This window comes from Nocardia alni (assembly GCF_019038435.1).
GTDB classification, from domain to species: Bacteria; Actinomycetota; Actinomycetes; order Mycobacteriales; family Mycobacteriaceae; genus Nocardia; species Nocardia alni.
The window spans coordinates 41148-57721 of record NZ_JAGPOX010000014.1; the positions used below are offsets into that span (position 1 = coordinate 41148).

A 16574-nucleotide genomic window follows, 5' to 3' on the forward strand; every position below is an offset into this window, starting at 1 on the left:
TGCCTACCGGTCGGCATGGGCCGCCAACTCGGCCTGGACGGTCATGTAGGCATGAGAGGAGTTGAGCCACGGCAAGCAGACCCACCACGCGGCGAATCTTCCTCTCACGCGCGGGACTCCGTGACACTCGGTGTCGCCCGACAAGGGCCTGCCTGGAAGCACCGGACCAAGGCGTCGGTTGCGCTCACCCGGCACAGCCGACGCCTACCGCTCGTCGGCGGCCGCCAGTTCGGCCTTGACGGTCGCGTAGGCCTGAGAGGGGCTGTAGCCGCGACGGGCCAGTAGACCTACCAGGCGGCGAATCTTCTTGTCGCGGTCCAGGTCTGGGGACATGGCGTGCAGCTTGCGACGCAGTAGGGCGATAGCGGCATCGTCGGTGTCGGTATCTGTCGACGTGTCGGCCGGTACGGCGCGCAAGACCGGCGCTGCTACATCGGCGCCCTCTTCTCCCGAATCCGAGCACTCCTGCTCGGGCGGGCCTGGGGATTCGATTCCCGTCGCCTCGATCAGCGCAGTACTGGCAGCGTTGAAGCTGTATCCACGAGCGACCAGTTCATCTATGAGGCGGCGGAACTCGAGCGGATTGCGTGCGTATTCGGGCATCTCACGCAGCTTCCGGCGAATCCAGGCGAGAGCGAAATCGTCGTACGGTTTGCCCACGGATTCCTGTGCGCGCGCTGCGGCATGGGCGGCGGCGCGATCGTCCGACTCTGTTCGCCATTGCGGTGCGGGTTTGGGGTGTCGCCGTCGCAACCGTTCGGAGCCGGACAGGCTATTCGCAGAGTGCTGATCCGAGTACTGCTCGTCGTGGCGGGGCGGGTCGGGGAATTCGACCGTCGCCAGTTCCGCGGTGACCACCGAGTAGGCGGTGGAGGGATCGTAGCCACGACGAGCGAGCAGACCCACCAAACGGCGGATCGCCTTGTCGCGCTCCAGATTCGCGGGAAGCGTGCGAAGTTTCTGGCGGACCAGCTCGCCGGCGCGGGACCGTTCGTCGTCGGCGCTGATGGACTCCAGAGCAGGTGCGGCGTCCTCGGGGGTAATCCCCTTGCGGCGCAGCTCCTGGGCAAGCACCTTCTTACCCTTGCCGGAGTAGGCGTGCCGAGAATGCACCCACTGTTCGGCGAATGCCGCATCGTTGATCAGCCCGACCGTAGCGAGCCTGTCCAGCGTTCGCTCGGTGATCTCGGGCGTAAACCCCTTGGCCGCCAACTTATCCGCCAGTTCAGCCCGGCTACGAGCACGATCGGTGAGCAACCGCAGGCAGGTCTCCTTGGCCTGCGCCTCCGTCCCGCCCTGCGGTTCGTGGCCGGACTCCGCACCACGCCGCCCTCCCCTGCGGGTGCGGCGACCGGCCTCTGGCTCGGACGATTCATCGCGTAAGGCGGTGGACTCGGATGCCACATCGCCGAATGCACCCGCTTGCCGATGGACACGCTGACGTGCCTCGGGTTCTCGGTCGGCCGCAGTATCCTCAGCCCGCCCACCAAGCGCCGACCGGCTCGTCGAATCATCTTGCCGCAGTGAGTTTCCGGCATTCTTGCCACGCGCGGATCCTCGATGGGCACGATGCCCCGCTCCGGACTCCGGAAGGTCATGAGACTCCGGAAGGTCATCGCCGGGCATAGTGCCCCTTGGCACACCACGCTCCGGCTCGCGCTCGGATCGTTCGGCACCCTGCCTGGATCCGAATCCAGCACGGCGACCGGAACCGAACGATTCGCTACTGAGATCCGCATTCCCGAACGCCCGGTCGTCCGACGGCCGACACGTCCTGGCATCTCGCGGAGAAATGCTCTCCGAATCCTTTCGGCGAGAACGACTTCCGGACCAGGGATCAACGACCTCCCGGATCCTTTCCCCGGGACCGGCGCTGACAGGCCGCTTCATCAATTCTTCGAGTGAAGGTTCCTCGGTCGGCGACGACTCTGCACTGGCGTCACTTGTACCGATGACGCGACGGCACCCCTGGTCGACACCAGCGTCCGACTCGACAGCCCCACCGTCCGAGCGAAACACACCACCGACCGCAGCCCCCTCCCCCGCGCCCGCCCGCTTCTTCCGCCCCGAACGACGTTGCGGCCGAGGAGATCCGGGCCGGTCAGCATCCTCGTCCGACCGCCCCCCGGACTCCAGCTGCTCTATCTGCCGCCGCAGCAGCTCTACTTCATCGAGCCGAGTCGCGCCAGGGTCACGGGATGACCCGGACCCCGGCGTTCCCCGGTCCGGCATCGGTTCAGAAGTCAACGGGCGCTTCGGCGCCCGTGTCTGCGGTGACATCTGCACCGATGCCGAGCTTTTCCGCGATCTTCTTCTCGATCTCGTCGCGGACGTCGGGGTTTTCCAACAGGAACTTGCGGGCGTTCTCCTTGCCCTGGCCGAGCTGATCGCCCTCGTAGGTGTACCAGGAGCCGGACTTGCGGACGAATCCGTGCTCGACACCCATATCGATGATCGAGCCCTCCTTGGAGATGCCCACACCGTAGAGAATGTCGAACTCGGCCTGCTTGAACGGCGGCGCGACCTTGTTCTTCACGACCTTCACCCGGGTGCGGTTGCCCACCGCGTCGGTGCCGTCCTTGAGCGTCTCGATGCGCCGGATGTCCAGACGCACGGAGGCGTAGAACTTCAGCGCCTTACCACCGGTGGTGGTCTCGGGCGAGCCGAACATGACGCCGATCTTCTCGCGGAGCTGGTTGATGAAGACCGCGGTGGTGCCGGAGTTGTTGAGGGCGCTGGTGATCTTGCGCAGAGCCTGGCTCATCAGCCGGGCCTGCAAACCGACGTGGCTGTCGCCCATCTCGCCCTCGATCTCGGCGCGGGGGACAAGGGCGGCCACCGAGTCGATGACGATGATGGCCAGGGCGCCGGAGCGGATCAGCATATCGGCGATCTCGAGGGCCTGCTCACCGGTGTCCGGCTGGGAGACCAGCAGGGCGTCGGTGTCGACGCCGAGCTTACGGGCGTACTCGGGGTCAAGGGCGTGCTCGGCGTCGATGATGGCCGCGACGCCGCCGGCGGCCTGGGCATTGGCGATCGCGTGCAGGGCGACCGTGGTCTTACCGGAGGACTCCGGACCGTAGATCTCGACGATGCGGCCGCGCGGATAACCACCCAGGCCCAAGGCCACGTCCAGCGCGATCGACCCGCTCGGGATGACCGAAATAGGCTGGCGCGCCTCTTCTCCCAGGCGCATGACCGCGCCCTTGCCGAAGCTCTTCTCGACTTGCGCCAGCGCGAGCTCGAGCGCCTTATCGCGATCGTAGGCCTGTGGTGCCATCGTCCGATTCCCCTTTTTTGTGGGTGTCCTTATGTGGTTGGCGCCCACACTAGAGGGCGGCACCGACAAGTTCTGACGGCAAGCATAAACGAACACCTGTTCGACGCAAGCGACGCGCCCGCAAAACACGCGGAAACGCCCCGAGCCCCCTCGGAAACGACCGGAAGCAGCGGCCCTCTACCGTGCCGGCGGCGACTGTACCGCCGCGATCCGATCGACTCCCATCAGTGCCTGCGCCTGCTTGAACACCCGCAGCGCCGGGGTCACCTCCACATCGGTGACGCCTTCGAGCGAACCCAGCCGCTCGGTGACGTACCGGTACAGATGCGCGATATCCCGGCACACGATCGAGGCCAGCAGATTCGTCGCCCCGGTGGAGGCGGCCACGAACGCCACCTCCGGATGCGTGGCCAGCGCCCGCCCCACCGCGTCCAGTTCGGCGGGCCGCACGCGCAGCCACAGCGACGCCAGTACCGAATACCCCATCTTCTCCAGCGCGAAATCCAGATCGAAATACAGCACGCCCGCCTCCGTCAGCTCGCTCACGCGCCGTGCGGCCCGGGCGGGACTCCAGCCGGTGGCGGCGGCGATCCGGGAGTAGGGCGCACGGCCGTCGCGGGCCAGCACCGCGAGCATCGCCTCGTCCGGCGCCGAGAGCTCGATCGAGGCCGTGCCCGGCAGATCGCTCGTGCCCCCACGCCGCGGACCCAGCCGCTCGAGCTGGTCCGCCGTGAGCAGTCCGCCGAATTTGGGCCACTCCTGTGCCAGCGAGAACCGATACATGATCTCGTACGCGTTGACGCCGATGACCTGCGGCGCCCGGGGAATAGTGTTGAGCAACAAGGCGTCTCGCTGCTCATTCGTGCGCGGACGACTCACGCACGTCACCTCCGCGCCGGTCGACAGCAGCGTCACCCAGCTGACATCGGGCAGCCTGGTCAGCGATTCGGCCAGCCGCAGCGCCTTGTCCGGAGCCGAGCACAGCCGCAGCATCCAGCGCGTACTGCCCAGCGGGACGACGTTCACCAGCCCGCTGACATGCAGGATGCCGCGTTCGCGCAGCGACCGGTACCGGCGCGCGACGGTCTGCTCGGACACCTCCAGGATCGCGCCGAGCGTCGCGAACGGAATACGCGGATCGACGACCAGCCCGTGCACGATCCGTTTGTCCAGCAGATCCAGCGCGTCCGCCTCGTCGACAGCCACGGAAACGATCCCCCCTGCCGCCGGTTGACCTGGTGAATATCCAGTATGCCGCACGACCGGCGACGGGACCGGCCGGCGAACTCATTCGCGCACAGCGGTGACCAGATTGATCAGACCCGGAACGTGACCACCGCTGACGACGACGGGATCGGGCGCCGCCCGGCCCTGCGCGCGCAGATAGTCCAGCAGCTCGACCCGCTCGGCATACCATCCGTTATCGGAAAACCACTGTGCCGCATCTGATCTCGGATCATTGTAGATCATTCGCGCCCAGTCGCCCTGCGTTTCGGCAACCTCGCCGTCGACCTCCTCCGGCGTCGTGAGCTCCTGATAGACCTCCCGGGGCAGCGGCATCATCTGCTCCACGGCGACACGACTGTGCCGCACGCCGGCCGACGCGATCGTGGCGAACAGCCGATCCTGCGCCTCGGGCGTCACGTAGATCAGCAACCCCTCGAGCAGCCACGCGGTGGCGAGACTCGCATCGAAACCGCTGTCCCGCAATGCTTCCAGCCATTCCTCACGCAGATCCACCGCGACCTCGTGCCGGTCGGCGAGCGGCGTGATCCCGGCGGCGCCCAGCGTGTCCCGCTTGAATTCGAGCACCGGAGCGCGATCGAGTTCGTAGACCGTGGCGCCCTCCAGGCAGGACAGCCGGTAGGCGCGGGTATCCAGTCCGGCCGCGAGGATCACCACCTGCCGGATCCCGTGCTCGCGCGCATCCCGCATATAGGCGTCGAAATACCGGGTCCGGGCGGCGATATGGTCTTGGAAGGGCAATCCGAAATCCGGTGACAGCAGCGGGTGATCACGGACGCGATCGGGCTCATCGATCAGTTGCGCCCACTCCCCGCCCGCGGCCCGCAGGAATCCGTCGGCCAGCCGATCGACCGCGAGGGGGTCCTGCTGCCGCCCGGCCAGCGCCCGGGCGGCCGCGACGAACAACGCGGTGGATCCGACGCTGGTGGTGATATCCCAGTTGTCTGTGTCGCTACGCATGAAGATCACGCTATCGGCGCACCCGAGGACACGACAGTCACCCGCGATCGATCTACGATTTTCCTCCACGACGGAGTGATCTCCGGGGCACTTCCGCCATGATCACCCCGCACGCGCCGAATTACCAGCGTCCCCGCGGGACGTCGAAATCGGCGCACAGCGCACGCCAGACGTCGCGAGGATCGGCGCCCTCCTCGATGGCCTGCGCGCCGGTACGACCGCCCATCGACGGCAGTACGTGATCGGTCAGCAGGACATCGCCTCGGGACACCCCGAATTCGGTATGCAACATTTCCTGGAATTCCGTCAATCGCACTGTTCCGAGGCTACAGGCGACCGCGCGGGATCACCGGGACGGGACACCGTCCACCACGCGGTGACAGATCTCGACCGGGTCCGCCACCTGCGCCACAGTCCGCGCCGCCGCCTCCGCGGCATCCCGGAACGCGGGCTCGGCCACCACTTTACGCACCGCCGCCCGCACGGCCTCGCCGGTGAACGGTCGCACCAGAATCGAACTCCCCTGGCGCACAGCGCGATTCGCCAGCTCCCACTGATCGCCACCGCCCGGCACGGTGACGATCGGCACCCCGGCGAGCAGGCTCTTGGCCAGCAGACCGTGCCCGCCACCGCCGACGACGACCGCCGCGTGCCGCAGCAGCTCGTCCTGACGCCCCAGTCCCGCAGTCGCCCACGGCGGCAACTCGCTCGGCGGGGTGTCGAGCATCGAAATCGCCACGCGCACACCGGCTCCGTCCAGGGCATCCAGCACCGCCCGCGCCATCCCCTCGACCCCGGTGTGCGCGGTCGACGGGGCGACGACGACCAGCGGATCGTCACCCGGCGGCAACGGCAGCACGTGATCGGTCGGCTCCCACAGCAGCGGGCCGATCACATGCGCGTGCTCCGGCCAGTCCGGGCGCGGCACCTCCAGTGCGGGCAGGGTCGCGATCAACCGCGCGACCGGGCCCGGATCCTCGTGCGGCAGACCGACACCGACACGCGCCGCCCCACGCTGCTGCTCGCCACGGGCGATCGCGCGCGCGGTCAGGCCGCGCAGCACAGTATCTCGCGCCCGCCCACGCAGTCCCTGCCCCGGCGCGAGCCCACTTCCGATGGGCGGCAAGGCCTTCGACGGCAGATACAGCGGATGCGGCGACAGCTCCACCCACGGCACACCGAGGCGTTCGGCGGCCATGCCGCCGCCCACGGTGAGCACATCGGCGATCACCAGTTCCGGCAGCATGGCGCCGAGATCGGGCAGGATCTCCGTGGAGATGTGCGCGGCGCGTTCGTGGATGCGCTGCCCGGCGTCGCCGTCGTCGTCCTCGGGCCGCGGCGCCAGCCCCTTGAGCCGCCGCACCCCGATCCCCGCGCCGCGCGCCGCGTCGAACCAGCGTGGCCCGGTGAACAACACCGGCTCGTCACCCGCGGCGAGCAGCCGCGTGCACAGCGCGATTGCCGGAAACGCATGTCCGGGATCCGGTCCCGCGACCACAGCCACTCGCATGCGAAACAGACTGCCACATCGCTCATCGAAGGCATGATGCCCGTTCACTCCGACGCCGGACGGTCGCCGCTCGATACGCCGATGAGCACCTCCGCACAGAGACGGCGTGAATCCTTGACGCCACCGGCAAACGCCTCACCGATGCGCCCTTCACCCTGGGCGAATTGCTCTCTGTCTGACCGGTCACACACCCATCGACCGCTCCATGTCTGATCGGTCACACATAGACTGATCTCCATCTGACCGGTCACACACCGCAGGCTGCGGCCGGATGGGGCGCAAGGAAAGACGAGTCGATGAGTTGGTATCTGAAGTCCGCTGGCATCACGACTTCGACGATGAGCCGGTCGATCTGTTCAGTGAGATCGGTGATGACGACTACGAGGTGCGCAAGGTCGACGTCTACCGGGACGGCCATATGGAGTGGGCCGACGCCACGCACGAGACCGCCACCATCGAGTTGGGGCAGGCGCCGACGCCGGCGCCCGAGGAGATCGACGCCGACGCCGAATTCACGGCCGTCCGAATCGAAGTCGCGGAGTTCGAGACGATGTGGTCGGCCGCGCGAGAACATGGCGCCGATATCGACCTTGGTTAGTATGCGCTCGAGGAGGATGCCATGTCCGAAACATCCGATCACCCGCCCGCCGACTGGCGCGAGCACGGCGTACGGGTCGTCCCCGGCGACCGGCTCGACTCGAACACCGCGCAGACCCCGGGTATGCATCGGGAGGCCGCGGTCAGCCGCGCGATGACCGGCGCGGCCAAGATCTGGGCGGGCACGGTGGCGATCGAGCCCGGTGCGGCCACGGGGGCGCACCATCACGGTCCGCTGGAGAGCGTCATCTACGTCGTCGCCGGACGCGCCCGGATGCGGTGGGGTGAGCGGCTGGAATATCTGGCCGAGGCCGGGCCGGGCGATTTCATCTATGTTCCGCCGTTCGTCCCGCATCAGGAGATCAACGCGCTGGAGGATTCGACATTGAGCTGCGTGGTCATCCGCAGCGATCAGGAACCGGTCGTGGTCAATCTGGATATCGACGACCTCGAGGGCGACCCGGAGACCGTGCCGTGGGTGGATCCGCACCATCCGGCCGAATCATGAGCACGGGCAGTCCGTTCACGACCGTGGACGAGCTGATGAACCTGCTCGCCGACTGCGCGGACGTCTGGGATATGCCCGACCGCGGCGGTGATCCGGTCGACATCCTCGACCACGATCGCCAATGCGCGCAACTGCTGCGCCGCGACCACCCCGAGGACGAGGAACTCCAGATCGCGGGCCTGGTGCACGATATCGGCCACACGCTGGTCCCCGGTGACGACGCCGGTCACGGGCGGCACGGCGCGGCCGCGGTGCGCGGGCTGCTGGGCGAGCGGGTGGCTCGCCTGGTCGAACTGCACGTCGTCGCGAAACGCTATCTGGTGGCGACGGATTCGGAGCACGCCGTGAGCCTGTCCGCCTCCAGCCGGCGCACCCTGACGGCCCAGGGTGGGCCGATGAATGCCGTGGAGGTGGCGGAATTCGAGCATGACCCCGATTTCGCCGCCGCGCTCACGCTGCGGCGCGCCGACGACGCGGGCAAGGTCGTCGGCCTGCCGGTGCGTCCGCTGGAATCGTGGCGACCGGTCGTGGAGCGAGTCGCCGCCCGATCGGGGAGGTAGCGACTCCGGCAGCGCGATTCAGTCGCGGAACGAGAACAGTTCGAAGCCGACCGCCCGCGCGGCGCCGAATCCCTCCACCGGGGCGGTGGACTGCTCGACGATCGCCCTGGCCTGCGCGGCCACCGACTGCGAACTCAGCGCCGCGAGATAACGCCCGTGTGCCGTAAGAGATTCCAGTGCGGCATCGACGCTCTCGGTGACGTCGACCGCATGCGTGACGACGGGCCCGGCCACCGCCGCCCACCGCGCCGACCAGATCGGCAGCCCGCCCAACTCCGGGAATATCCACTCGTTGGCGGCGTCGTCGATCGCGTCCAGCGCGCACCGCCCTACCGCACGATGATCGGCGCTGTTGGGACGGCCGGACGCCGAGATGTCGCCGAAGTTGAACAGCACCACCATTTCCGGCCGATATCGGCGAATCGCCCGGGCCAGATCACGCCGCAGCGGCAGACCCTGCTCGATTCGCCCGTCCGGAAAACCGAGGAATTCCACCTCCTGCACGCCGACGGCCTTGGCCGCGGTGCTCTCCTCCGCCTCCCGCAGCGGCCCGGCCTGCCCCGGCGGCAACCCCACGATCCCCGCCTCACCGCGGCTGGCCAGCACATAGCGGATATGTTTGCCCTGGCTGGTCCACCGGCCGACCGCGGCCGCGATGCCGAACTCGACATCGTCGGGATGTGCGACGATCACGAGCCCACGCTGCCAGTCCTCGGGTACCTGCTTCATGACACTCATTCAAGCACCGGACAACCGAATGGGCCGCCCGGAACCAGCGGACGGCCTACAGTCTGTGTGCGCGACAGCGTGTCGCACTACATTTTGTCGGCGGTGGACTTCGAGCCCGACAGTGCCTTGTACAGCAGGTACAGCCCGAAGACGACCGCGCTGATCATCACGATCGGGAACAGCGCCTTCACCAGCGCACCGACGACGATCAACGCCAGCCACACGAGCGCGACGACGCCCAGAATCTTCCAGAACATGTTCTATTCCTCCCGAAGGTCTTGCGCCGGATTCCGCGATCCGACTTCCTCCATACTGCCGACTCCCCGGCGGAAAATCACCAGGTCATCACCGAAATCAGGGAAAGTTCAGGGTTGTTCCCGAGGACATGGGCCGGAGTGCAACCGGGCTTATCGGACATGCGGGTCGTCGGTGGGCAGCCAAGTGCCGTCCGCGCGAATGCCGAGATCGCCCACTTGGTGCGCGATGGCGTCCACGGCGGCGAGCACGGCCGGCCGGTCTTCGCCGCGGCGGGTGACCAACGACCAGGTCCAGACCACCTCAGGGGCGGTGACCGGGCATCGGACAAGGTCGGACGGCACGGGTGTGCCCTGTCCCTTGGGCGAATTGAGGACGGCCCGGTTGATCGCGCGCACATGATCGAAGAAAGCGGGACCGGTGATGCCGCCGTCCCTGATGCGCAGCAGAGAAGCCCCGGTGGCGTACACCAGCTGGCGGGCGAAGTGATTCCACGACGCCCAGGAGGTCTCGTCGTCGTCCACCAGCACCACGAGATCCCGGGCCCGGATCGGCGAGCCCTCTCGGGCCGTGGAGACCGCATAGAGCCGGTCCACTCCGATCAGCCGGGCGTGCAGACCGAGCCGGTCGAGGTCGGTGGTGGTCACCCAGCACACGGCCATGTCGAGGCTGCCGTCGGAGACCCGGGCCGCCTGCGTGTGCGACGGCGCCACCCACGGATCCATGTGCGGCTGCGCGATCCCGGACAACGTCGCGGCCAGATCGGCGGGCAGCCAGTTGACGTAGCCGAGCCGCACCGTCGCGGAGCCCGCCAGTTGCTCGGCGCGCCGTCGCAGCGCGTCGGCCCCGTCGAGCACCGCTCGCACCTGCGGCAGCAGCGCCGCCCCCGCGGCCGTCAGGGCGACCGTGCGATGGTCCCGGACGAACAGCCGCACGCCGAGATCTCGTTCCAGCGCCTTGATCTGCTGCGACAGCGATGGTCCCGCGATGAGAAGCCGTCGAGCGGCCCGGCCGAAGTGAAGTTCCTCGGCCACCGCGACGAAATATCCGAGCTGTCGCAACTCCACGATCGTCGATGCTACCTGCGGTAGGAGGTTGGGCCTATCGGCCGGGAGCACACCGGTCATGGTCTACCGGCGGGGTGCGGACGGACGATTGATGACGAGGAACCGACTACCGAAGGAGACTGTCGTGCAGGAGTATCTGGTGGAGATCACCACCACCATTCCCGAGGGTACGGAGCAGTCCGAGGTCGATGCCCGGCGTGCCGCGGAGGCCGTTCGCGCCAAGGAACTCACCGCGTCCGGGAATCTGGTCCGGCTGTGGCGCCCGGTCGGTGAACTGCGCAGCATCGGGCTGTGGCGGGCGCGGGACGAAGCCGACCTCGCCGCGAATGTGCTGGGCACCCTGCCGTTGCATCTGTGGATGAGCGCGAAAGTCACACCGGTGCAGTCCCATCCGAACGATCCGGGTCGTCCGGACGCCGACCGGGGCTGATCGGGGGCTGTTCGATGACTGTGGGATTGATGTCGCCACGTCCCGTCGTGAATTCGGCGTGGGCACAGGTCATTCGGGGCGGCGCCGCGCTGGCGGCCGGAATGGGCGTCGGCCGGTTCGTGTACACGCCGATCCTTCCGCTGATGACTTCGGGGGCCGGTCTATCCGCGACCAGCGCCGCGAACCTGGCCACGGCGAACTATGTGGGCTATCTGATCGGCGCGCTGATGGGTGTCTGCGCGCCGGCCGCTGTCCGCGCACCCGTCGTATTCCGCGGATCGCTGATCACGCTCGTGCTCACGCTGGCGGCGATGCCGTTGACGCACAACACGATCCTCTGGTCGGCACTGCGGTTGCTCGCCGGGGTCGTGAGCGCGGTCATCTTCGTCGCGGCCGTCGCGGCACTCCTGGATCACCTGCCTGATCACCACGCGCACAGGGTGGGCTGGAGTGTGGGAGGGGTCGGCGCCGGGATCGCCCTGTCGGGCCTGTTGCTGCTGGTCCTGCGGTCGGTCGGCGACTGGCGGGTCGCCTGGTGGGCCTCTGCCGTGCTAGCCGCCGTGCTGGCCCTAGGTTCCTGGCAGCTGCGGCTGGACCCCGTGGCAGACACTCGCGCGGCGACCTCGGGCGGCGGCACGCATCGATGGTTCCTCGCCTTGCTCACCAGTTACAGCCTGGAGGGCATCGGATACATCATCGCGGGTACGTTCCTGGTCGCGGCCATCAGCCATGGCACGCACGGCAGTCTCGGTACCGTCGCATGGGTTCTCGTCGGCCTGTCCGCCGTACCGTCGGCCGCCGCGTGGGCATGGCTGTCCCACCGTTGGTCTCGCCCCAGCCTGCTGTTCGTGGCGCTGATCCTGCAGGCTCTGGGCATCGCACTGCCGACCATCGTCGAGGGAACCGCCGCCGCGCTCGTCTCGGCGGTCCTGTTCGGCGCCACATTCCTCGGCGTCGCCACGCTGGCCCTCGCCGCGGGAACGCATCTGCGATACCCCCGATCGGTCGCCTTGCTGACGGCTGGATATTCGGTCGGCCAGATCCTCGGCCCGCTGGTGGTCACACCGCTGTTGCGGCACGGCTACCACCAGGCCCTCATCCTGGCCTCACTGATCGTCCTGGCCGCCGCCGTCGCGGCCGCCGCGCTCCGCATCGGATATCCGACCGCGGAACGTCTCGAAGCCGCTGCCGGGGCCCGCTCGGCGAGGAGCTAGCCGCTCAACGGCCCGCCGGCGTCATTGGGCCGTGCGGGCGGTGAGATCCACAGCCGTCAATCCAGGCAGAATTCGTTGCCCTCGGGGTCGGTCATGACGATGAAACCGGCGCTCAGCGGTGGTTCGGGGTCGTGGCGGCGGATTCGGGTGGCGCCGAGGGCGACCAGACGGGCGCATTCGGTTTCCAGGGCGCTCATCCGGTCCTCGCCGCGGAGGCCGGGGGCGGCGCGTATGTCGAGGTGGACACGGTTCTTGGCGGATTTGCCCTCCGGGACCTGCTGGAAGAACACGCGGGCGCCGCGGCCGTCCGGGTCCTCGATGGCCGATTTCGAATTGCGCTGTTCCGGTGGAACGCCGAGGCCGGCGAGGAATTCGTTCCAGGCCGCCAGGGGGTCGGCGTCGGCGGGCAGGTCGACTCCCGGTGGGCCGGGATGGATGTAACCGAGTGCGTCGCGCCAGAAGCTCGACAGGGCTCCCGGATCGTGGGCGTCGAAGGTGACCTGGAAATCGCGGCTCACCGAAGTGCTCCGTTCGAGGATCGCGTGCGGTGGAACTCCCGCTGCTCGCGGAGCGTCCGGTTCCAGTCTCGATCTGTATTCATGCGGCTATCCTGACACCCACAGCGGACAGGATCGGTCCTCTGTGCGCGGCACGCTGACGAGGCGGATAGCAGCCCTCAGTTCCTCGACGAGCGGGCCGCGTTGTCCACGATCGCCTCGGTGACCGTCGACCAGGCGCCCGGCGGGAGATCGTGGCCCATGCCCTCGATCATCAACAGTCGCGCTCCCGGAACGGCTTTCGCGGTCGCCTCGCCGCCACTCGGACCGACCAGGGGATCAGCGGTGCCGTGAATCACCAGGAACGGCAGATCGACACCTCGCAGGGCCTCCGTACGGTCGCCCGAGGACATGATCGCGGCGAACTGCCGGGGAAAACCGTCCGGGCGCACGGCCCGGTCGTACGCCTCCCCCGCCTTCGCACGGATGCGAGTCTCGTTGAAGGGAAATCCGGGTGAACCGATGACCCGGGCCACCTTCACCGCACGATCGAGGGCCTCTTCGCGGTTCGCGGGGGCGGGGGTCATCAGCGCCGCCGACGCCTCCGGGGTCGCCCCGCCCACCGCGCGGTCACCCGTCGTCGACATCACCGAGCAGACGCTCAGCAGTCGCTGCGGATGACGAATCGCCATCTCCTGCACGATCATTCCCCCCATCGACGCACCGACCACGTGTGCGGTGTCGATGTCGAGGGCGGTCAGCAGGGCCGCCGCGTCGTCGGCCATATCCGCCAGCTGATACGGGGCCGTCGCGAAATCACCGGCCCGGATCGCGGCGAGATCCGGGACCGGGCTGCCGGCGAAACCGTCGGACAGGCCGACATCGCGGTTGTCGAACCGGATTATCCGGAATCCGCCGCGATCGGCCAGCATCTCGCAGAATCCCGGATCCCATCCCGTCATCTGCGCGCCCAGCCCCATCACCGTGAGCAGGGGCGTTGCGGCGGGGTCGCCGAAGATGTCGTACTCGAGGTTGATCCCGTTGGCGTTCACTTGTGGCATAGAGCCACTGTGCCGGATTCAGCGGTGGGCGACCACCTCGTCCGTGATGTAGCCGACTCGGACGTGGTGGGTTGCCTCGCCGCCCGCGACGGTGATTCGGCTGGTGACGGGCGGGTAGCCGCGGGCCACGACGGTGTAGTGACCGTCGGCGAGGTCGGTCACCAGGTAATTGCCACTGTCATCGGTGCGAGCGGTGGCGGTCAGGTCGCCGGCGGCGTCCAGGACGGCGATCTGGGCGTCCAGGACGGGTCGGTCGTCGTCGGTGCGGACCGATCCGGCCAGGACGGCCTTCGGGGCCAGGGCGATGTCGTGGCGCAGGATTCCGGTCTCGGGGATGGTGAGCGTGGCGGCTCCCGGGCGCATGTGTTCGGCGAGGGCGACCAGGGTATACACGCCGGGGACGATGCCCCGGCAGGTGTAGCCGCCGTCGAGAGAGCTGATCGCCGAGCCGACCACCTCGCCGCGTTCGTCGGTCAGGGTGATGACGGTGTCCTGCACGGGCGCACCGCTCGCGGCGGAGCGCACCGCGCCGGAGAGCTCACCGGCTCCGTGCAGCGGCACGTCCAATTGCTGTGGCGTCCAGCCGATCACGATGCCGGTGGCCGTGGGCTGGTGGCCCTGCGCCGAGACGATCAGGACGTAGTTGCCGGGTTCGGGCGCGGCGATGAGGTAGTCGCCGTTCGATTCGCCTGCCGCGCGGGTGATCTGCCGTCCACGCTGGTCGATCAGTGTCAGGGTGGCGCCGGGCACCGGCTGGCCGTCCTCGTGCTGGACGCGGCCGACGACACAGTGATCGGTCTCGATGCCCGCGCGTTCGAGCAGTTCCTCGATGTGCAGGTCGTCGTCGAACGGAGCGCGGTCCGAGGTGGTCACCAGTTCCGACGTGTCGTCGGCGACGGCTTCCTCGGGCTGGCCCGTCGGCGATTCATCCTCGAGCGGAATCTCTTTCATGAACAGCAGCACCACGGCCGCCAGCACCGCCACACCGGCGGCGATGACGAATACGCCGCGCATCGCGTCCGTGTATCCGATCAGGATCGGGGCCTTCAGCTGCGCAGGCAGGGTGGCGATACCGCTGGTGTCGCGCTGGATTCCGGCCAATCGGCCCGCGAGCTGGGCCGGGAGCCGGCCGCCGAACGCCACGGTGATCCGACCGGGCAGCAGGTTGAACAGGACCGTGAGGAATACCGCGACACCGAGCGTTCCGCCCATCTGCCGTACGAATGTGGCCGTCGCCGTGGCGGTCCCGCGGTCCTCGGGGCGGGAGGCGTTCTGCGCGGCGATGATCAGCGTCTGCATGCATCCGCCCAGGCCGAATCCGATGACGCCGCAATACAACAGCGGCTGCCACAGCGGACTGTCGTAGTGCACCAGCGCGAACAGTGCTCCGCCCACCGCGATGACGAAGCTGCCGAGCACCGGCAGGATCTTGTACCGCCCGGTGGATTTGGTGACCATTCCCGACAGCTGCGCACCGATCATGATGCCCACCACCAGCGGCATCATCAGCAGGCCGGCGCGGGTCGGCGAATATCCGCGCACCACTTGGAAATACAGCGGCACCATGACGATGACGCCGAACATGGCGATGCCAACGATCGTGCCGCCGAGGATGGCGACGCTGAAGGTGGAGCTGCGGAACATGCGCAGCGGGGTCAGCGCGGCGTCCTTCATCAGCAGTTCCACGAGCAGGTACAGCACGAATCCCACTGCCCCGGCCGCGTAGCAGGCCAGCGCGCGATGCGACTCCCACCCCCATTCACGGCCCTGTTCGGCGACGATCAGCAGCGGCACGACGCAGACGGTCAGGGTGATCGCGCCCAACCAGTCGATCCGATGCTTCTGCCGCGCCAGTGGCACATTGAGCACCTTGGCGACCACCGCGAACGCGATCACCCCGATCGGCACGTTGACCAGGAATACCCACCGCCAGCCGGCGACGGTGAGCAGATGGTCGTAACCGGACAGGAATCCGCCCAGCACCGGCCCGAGCACGGTGGCCACGCCGAACACGATCATGAATCCGCCCTGATATCGGACGATCTCGCGGGCCGGGACGATATCGGACAGGATCGTGAACGCCAGCGCCATCAGCCCGCCGGCCCCCAGCCCCTGGAAGGCGCGGAATCCCGCGAGCTCGTACATCGAGGTGGCGAACGCGCACGCCGCGGACCCGATCACGAACAGCGCGATCGCCGTGAGATACAACGGCTTTCGCCCGTAGATATCGGCCAGTTTGCCGTACAGCGGGGTGGTGATCGTCGCGGTGATCAGGTACGCCGTCGTCGCCCACGCCTGCTGGTCGAACCCGTGCAGGCTGTCGGCGATCCGCACGATCGCCACGCTCACGATGTTCTGATCGAGAGCGGCCAGGAAGATGCCGAGCATCAGCCCGGACAGCACGGTCCGAATCTGCCCGGGCGACAGCACCGCTCGCTCACTCGGCCGCGGAGCCGGAATTGTCTCCTTCTCCCGAATCGTGGTTTTCGTCAATGTCGTGGAATCCCTGCGGTCGCTCGTAGGTAATGGTGCACAACATTGGTTATTCGTCAGCAACGCGATTTCGGATCGGATGATCATGGAGGGCAATTTGCGCACTCCGGTGTTCTCGGCTGGTTCGAGCTACCCGAACCGCCGATTCTCGCCGCGCGCGGTACTGGC

17 protein-coding genes and 1 pseudogene are annotated in these 16574 nt (G+C 67.9%); 5 read left to right on the forward strand and 13 right to left on the reverse strand.

Translation table 11 applies throughout. The features are described from left to right. Positions 1-204: 204 nt before the first annotated feature. The 7 genes and pseudogenes from JZ791_RS47155 to JZ791_RS08195 form a co-directional block, all read right to left on the reverse strand. Entirely contained in the window at positions 205-603 is a 399-nt protein-coding gene (locus tag JZ791_RS47155; RefSeq protein WP_438804491.1) for a hypothetical protein, read from the reverse strand. A 234-nt stretch (positions 604-837) separates the two neighbouring features. Next, a pseudogene (gene recX / locus JZ791_RS44815) lies at positions 838-1404 on the reverse strand (recombination regulator RecX); the annotation flags it as partial. Between the two features lie 832 nt (positions 1405-2236). Beyond that, positions 2237-3280 carry a recombinase RecA gene (recA, locus tag JZ791_RS08175; protein WP_216893584.1) on the reverse strand — a complete coding sequence of 348 codons (1044 nt, stop codon included), beginning with the start codon at positions 3278-3280 and terminating at the stop codon, positions 2237-2239. Positions 3281-3457: 177 nt separating this feature from the next. Next, the gene (locus JZ791_RS08180; protein ID WP_308162835.1) at positions 3458-4486 is read right to left on the reverse strand and encodes an Lrp/AsnC family transcriptional regulator; all 1029 of its coding nucleotides are present in this window, start codon (positions 4484-4486) and stop codon (positions 3458-3460) included. Positions 4487-4567: 81 nt separating this feature from the next. Beyond that, positions 4568-5485, reverse strand: a complete 918-nt coding sequence (locus JZ791_RS08185; protein ID WP_216893585.1) for an SAM-dependent methyltransferase — start codon at positions 5483-5485, stop codon at positions 4568-4570. A gap of 121 nt (positions 5486-5606) precedes the next feature. After that, the gene (locus JZ791_RS08190; protein ID WP_216893586.1) at positions 5607-5801 is read right to left on the reverse strand and encodes a DUF3046 domain-containing protein; all 195 of its coding nucleotides are present in this window, start codon (positions 5799-5801) and stop codon (positions 5607-5609) included. 30 nt (positions 5802-5831) lie between these two features. Next, entirely contained in the window at positions 5832-6995 is a 1164-nt protein-coding gene (locus JZ791_RS08195) for a glycosyltransferase (RefSeq protein WP_216893587.1), read from the reverse strand. Between the two features lie 301 nt (positions 6996-7296). Between JZ791_RS08195 and JZ791_RS08200 the strand changes: the two genes are divergently transcribed. The 3 genes from JZ791_RS08200 to JZ791_RS08210 are packed head-to-tail and all read left to right on the forward strand — an operon-like array spanning position 7297 to position 8660. After that, positions 7297-7593, forward strand: a complete 297-nt coding sequence (locus tag JZ791_RS08200; protein WP_216893588.1) for a DUF6881 domain-containing protein — start codon at positions 7297-7299, stop codon at positions 7591-7593. A gap of 21 nt (positions 7594-7614) precedes the next feature. After that, positions 7615-8100 carry a cupin domain-containing protein gene (locus JZ791_RS08205; RefSeq protein WP_216893589.1) on the forward strand — a complete coding sequence of 162 codons (486 nt, stop codon included), beginning with the start codon at positions 7615-7617 and terminating at the stop codon, positions 8098-8100. Beyond that, complete coding sequence (locus JZ791_RS08210) at positions 8097-8660, forward strand: HD domain-containing protein (protein ID WP_216893590.1); 564 nt, start codon at positions 8097-8099, stop codon at positions 8658-8660. The genes JZ791_RS08205 and JZ791_RS08210 overlap by 4 nt, the downstream gene beginning before the upstream one ends. Positions 8661-8678: 18 nt before the next feature. On the opposite strand, the gene JZ791_RS08215 is transcribed toward JZ791_RS08210, so the two are convergent. The 3 genes from JZ791_RS08215 to JZ791_RS08225 all read right to left on the reverse strand — a co-directional run bounded on the left by JZ791_RS08215 (position 8679) and on the right by JZ791_RS08225 (position 10711). After that, on the reverse strand, positions 8679-9389 hold the full coding sequence (locus JZ791_RS08215; protein WP_216893591.1) for a PIG-L deacetylase family protein: 711 nt from the start codon (positions 9387-9389) through the stop codon (positions 8679-8681). Between the two features lie 86 nt (positions 9390-9475). Then, on the reverse strand, positions 9476-9646 hold the full coding sequence (locus tag JZ791_RS08220; RefSeq protein WP_216893592.1) for a hypothetical protein: 171 nt from the start codon (positions 9644-9646) through the stop codon (positions 9476-9478). 150 nt (positions 9647-9796) lie between these two features. Beyond that, entirely contained in the window at positions 9797-10711 is a 915-nt protein-coding gene (locus tag JZ791_RS08225; protein WP_216893593.1) for a LysR family transcriptional regulator, read from the reverse strand. Positions 10712-10835: 124 nt separating this feature from the next. Between JZ791_RS08225 and JZ791_RS08230 the strand changes: the two genes are divergently transcribed. Both JZ791_RS08230 and JZ791_RS08235 read left to right on the forward strand, forming a co-directional pair. Further along, the gene (locus JZ791_RS08230; protein ID WP_216893594.1) at positions 10836-11141 is read left to right on the forward strand and encodes a muconolactone Delta-isomerase family protein; all 306 of its coding nucleotides are present in this window, start codon (positions 10836-10838) and stop codon (positions 11139-11141) included. A 29-nt stretch (positions 11142-11170) separates the two neighbouring features. Next, the gene (locus tag JZ791_RS08235; protein WP_216893595.1) at positions 11171-12355 is read left to right on the forward strand and encodes a YbfB/YjiJ family MFS transporter; all 1185 of its coding nucleotides are present in this window, start codon (positions 11171-11173) and stop codon (positions 12353-12355) included. 56 nt (positions 12356-12411) lie between these two features. Here the strand turns inward: JZ791_RS08235 and JZ791_RS08240 are convergent, their stop codons facing one another. The 3 genes from JZ791_RS08240 to JZ791_RS08250 form a co-directional block, all read right to left on the reverse strand. Further along, complete coding sequence (locus JZ791_RS08240; protein ID WP_216893596.1) at positions 12412-12873, reverse strand: VOC family protein; 462 nt, start codon at positions 12871-12873, stop codon at positions 12412-12414. A 158-nt stretch (positions 12874-13031) separates the two neighbouring features. Continuing rightward, the gene (locus JZ791_RS08245; protein ID WP_216893597.1) at positions 13032-13913 is read right to left on the reverse strand and encodes an alpha/beta fold hydrolase; all 882 of its coding nucleotides are present in this window, start codon (positions 13911-13913) and stop codon (positions 13032-13034) included. 18 nt (positions 13914-13931) lie between these two features. After that, positions 13932-16406, reverse strand: coding sequence for an MFS transporter (locus JZ791_RS08250; RefSeq protein WP_254205365.1), 2475 nt, complete (start codon positions 16404-16406; stop codon positions 13932-13934). Positions 16407-16574: the final 168 nt, after the last annotated feature.

Coding starts and splice junctions, on each gene's coding strand:
- JZ791_RS08215 (WP_216893591.1), bottom strand. CDS start 9,389: ATGAAGCAGGTACCCGAGGACTGGCAGCGTGGGCTCGTGATCGTCGCA.
- JZ791_RS08205 (WP_216893589.1), top strand. CDS start 7,615: ATGTCCGAAACATCCGATCACCCGCCCGCCGACTGGCGCGAGCACGGC.
- recA (WP_216893584.1), bottom strand. CDS start 3,280: ATGGCACCACAGGCCTACGATCGCGATAAGGCGCTCGAGCTCGCGCTG.
- JZ791_RS08185 (WP_216893585.1), bottom strand. CDS start 5,485: ATGCGTAGCGACACAGACAACTGGGATATCACCACCAGCGTCGGATCC.
- JZ791_RS08195 (WP_216893587.1), bottom strand. CDS start 6,995: ATGCGAGTGGCTGTGGTCGCGGGACCGGATCCCGGACATGCGTTTCCG.
- JZ791_RS08235 (WP_216893595.1), top strand. CDS start 11,171: ATGTCGCCACGTCCCGTCGTGAATTCGGCGTGGGCACAGGTCATTCGG.
- JZ791_RS08245 (WP_216893597.1), bottom strand. CDS start 13,913: ATGCCACAAGTGAACGCCAACGGGATCAACCTCGAGTACGACATCTTC.
- JZ791_RS47155 (WP_438804491.1), bottom strand. CDS start 603: ATGCCCGAATACGCACGCAATCCGCTCGAGTTCCGCCGCCTCATAGAT.
- JZ791_RS08220 (WP_216893592.1), bottom strand. CDS start 9,646: ATGTTCTGGAAGATTCTGGGCGTCGTCGCGCTCGTGTGGCTGGCGTTG.
- JZ791_RS08210 (WP_216893590.1), top strand. CDS start 8,097: ATGAGCACGGGCAGTCCGTTCACGACCGTGGACGAGCTGATGAACCTG.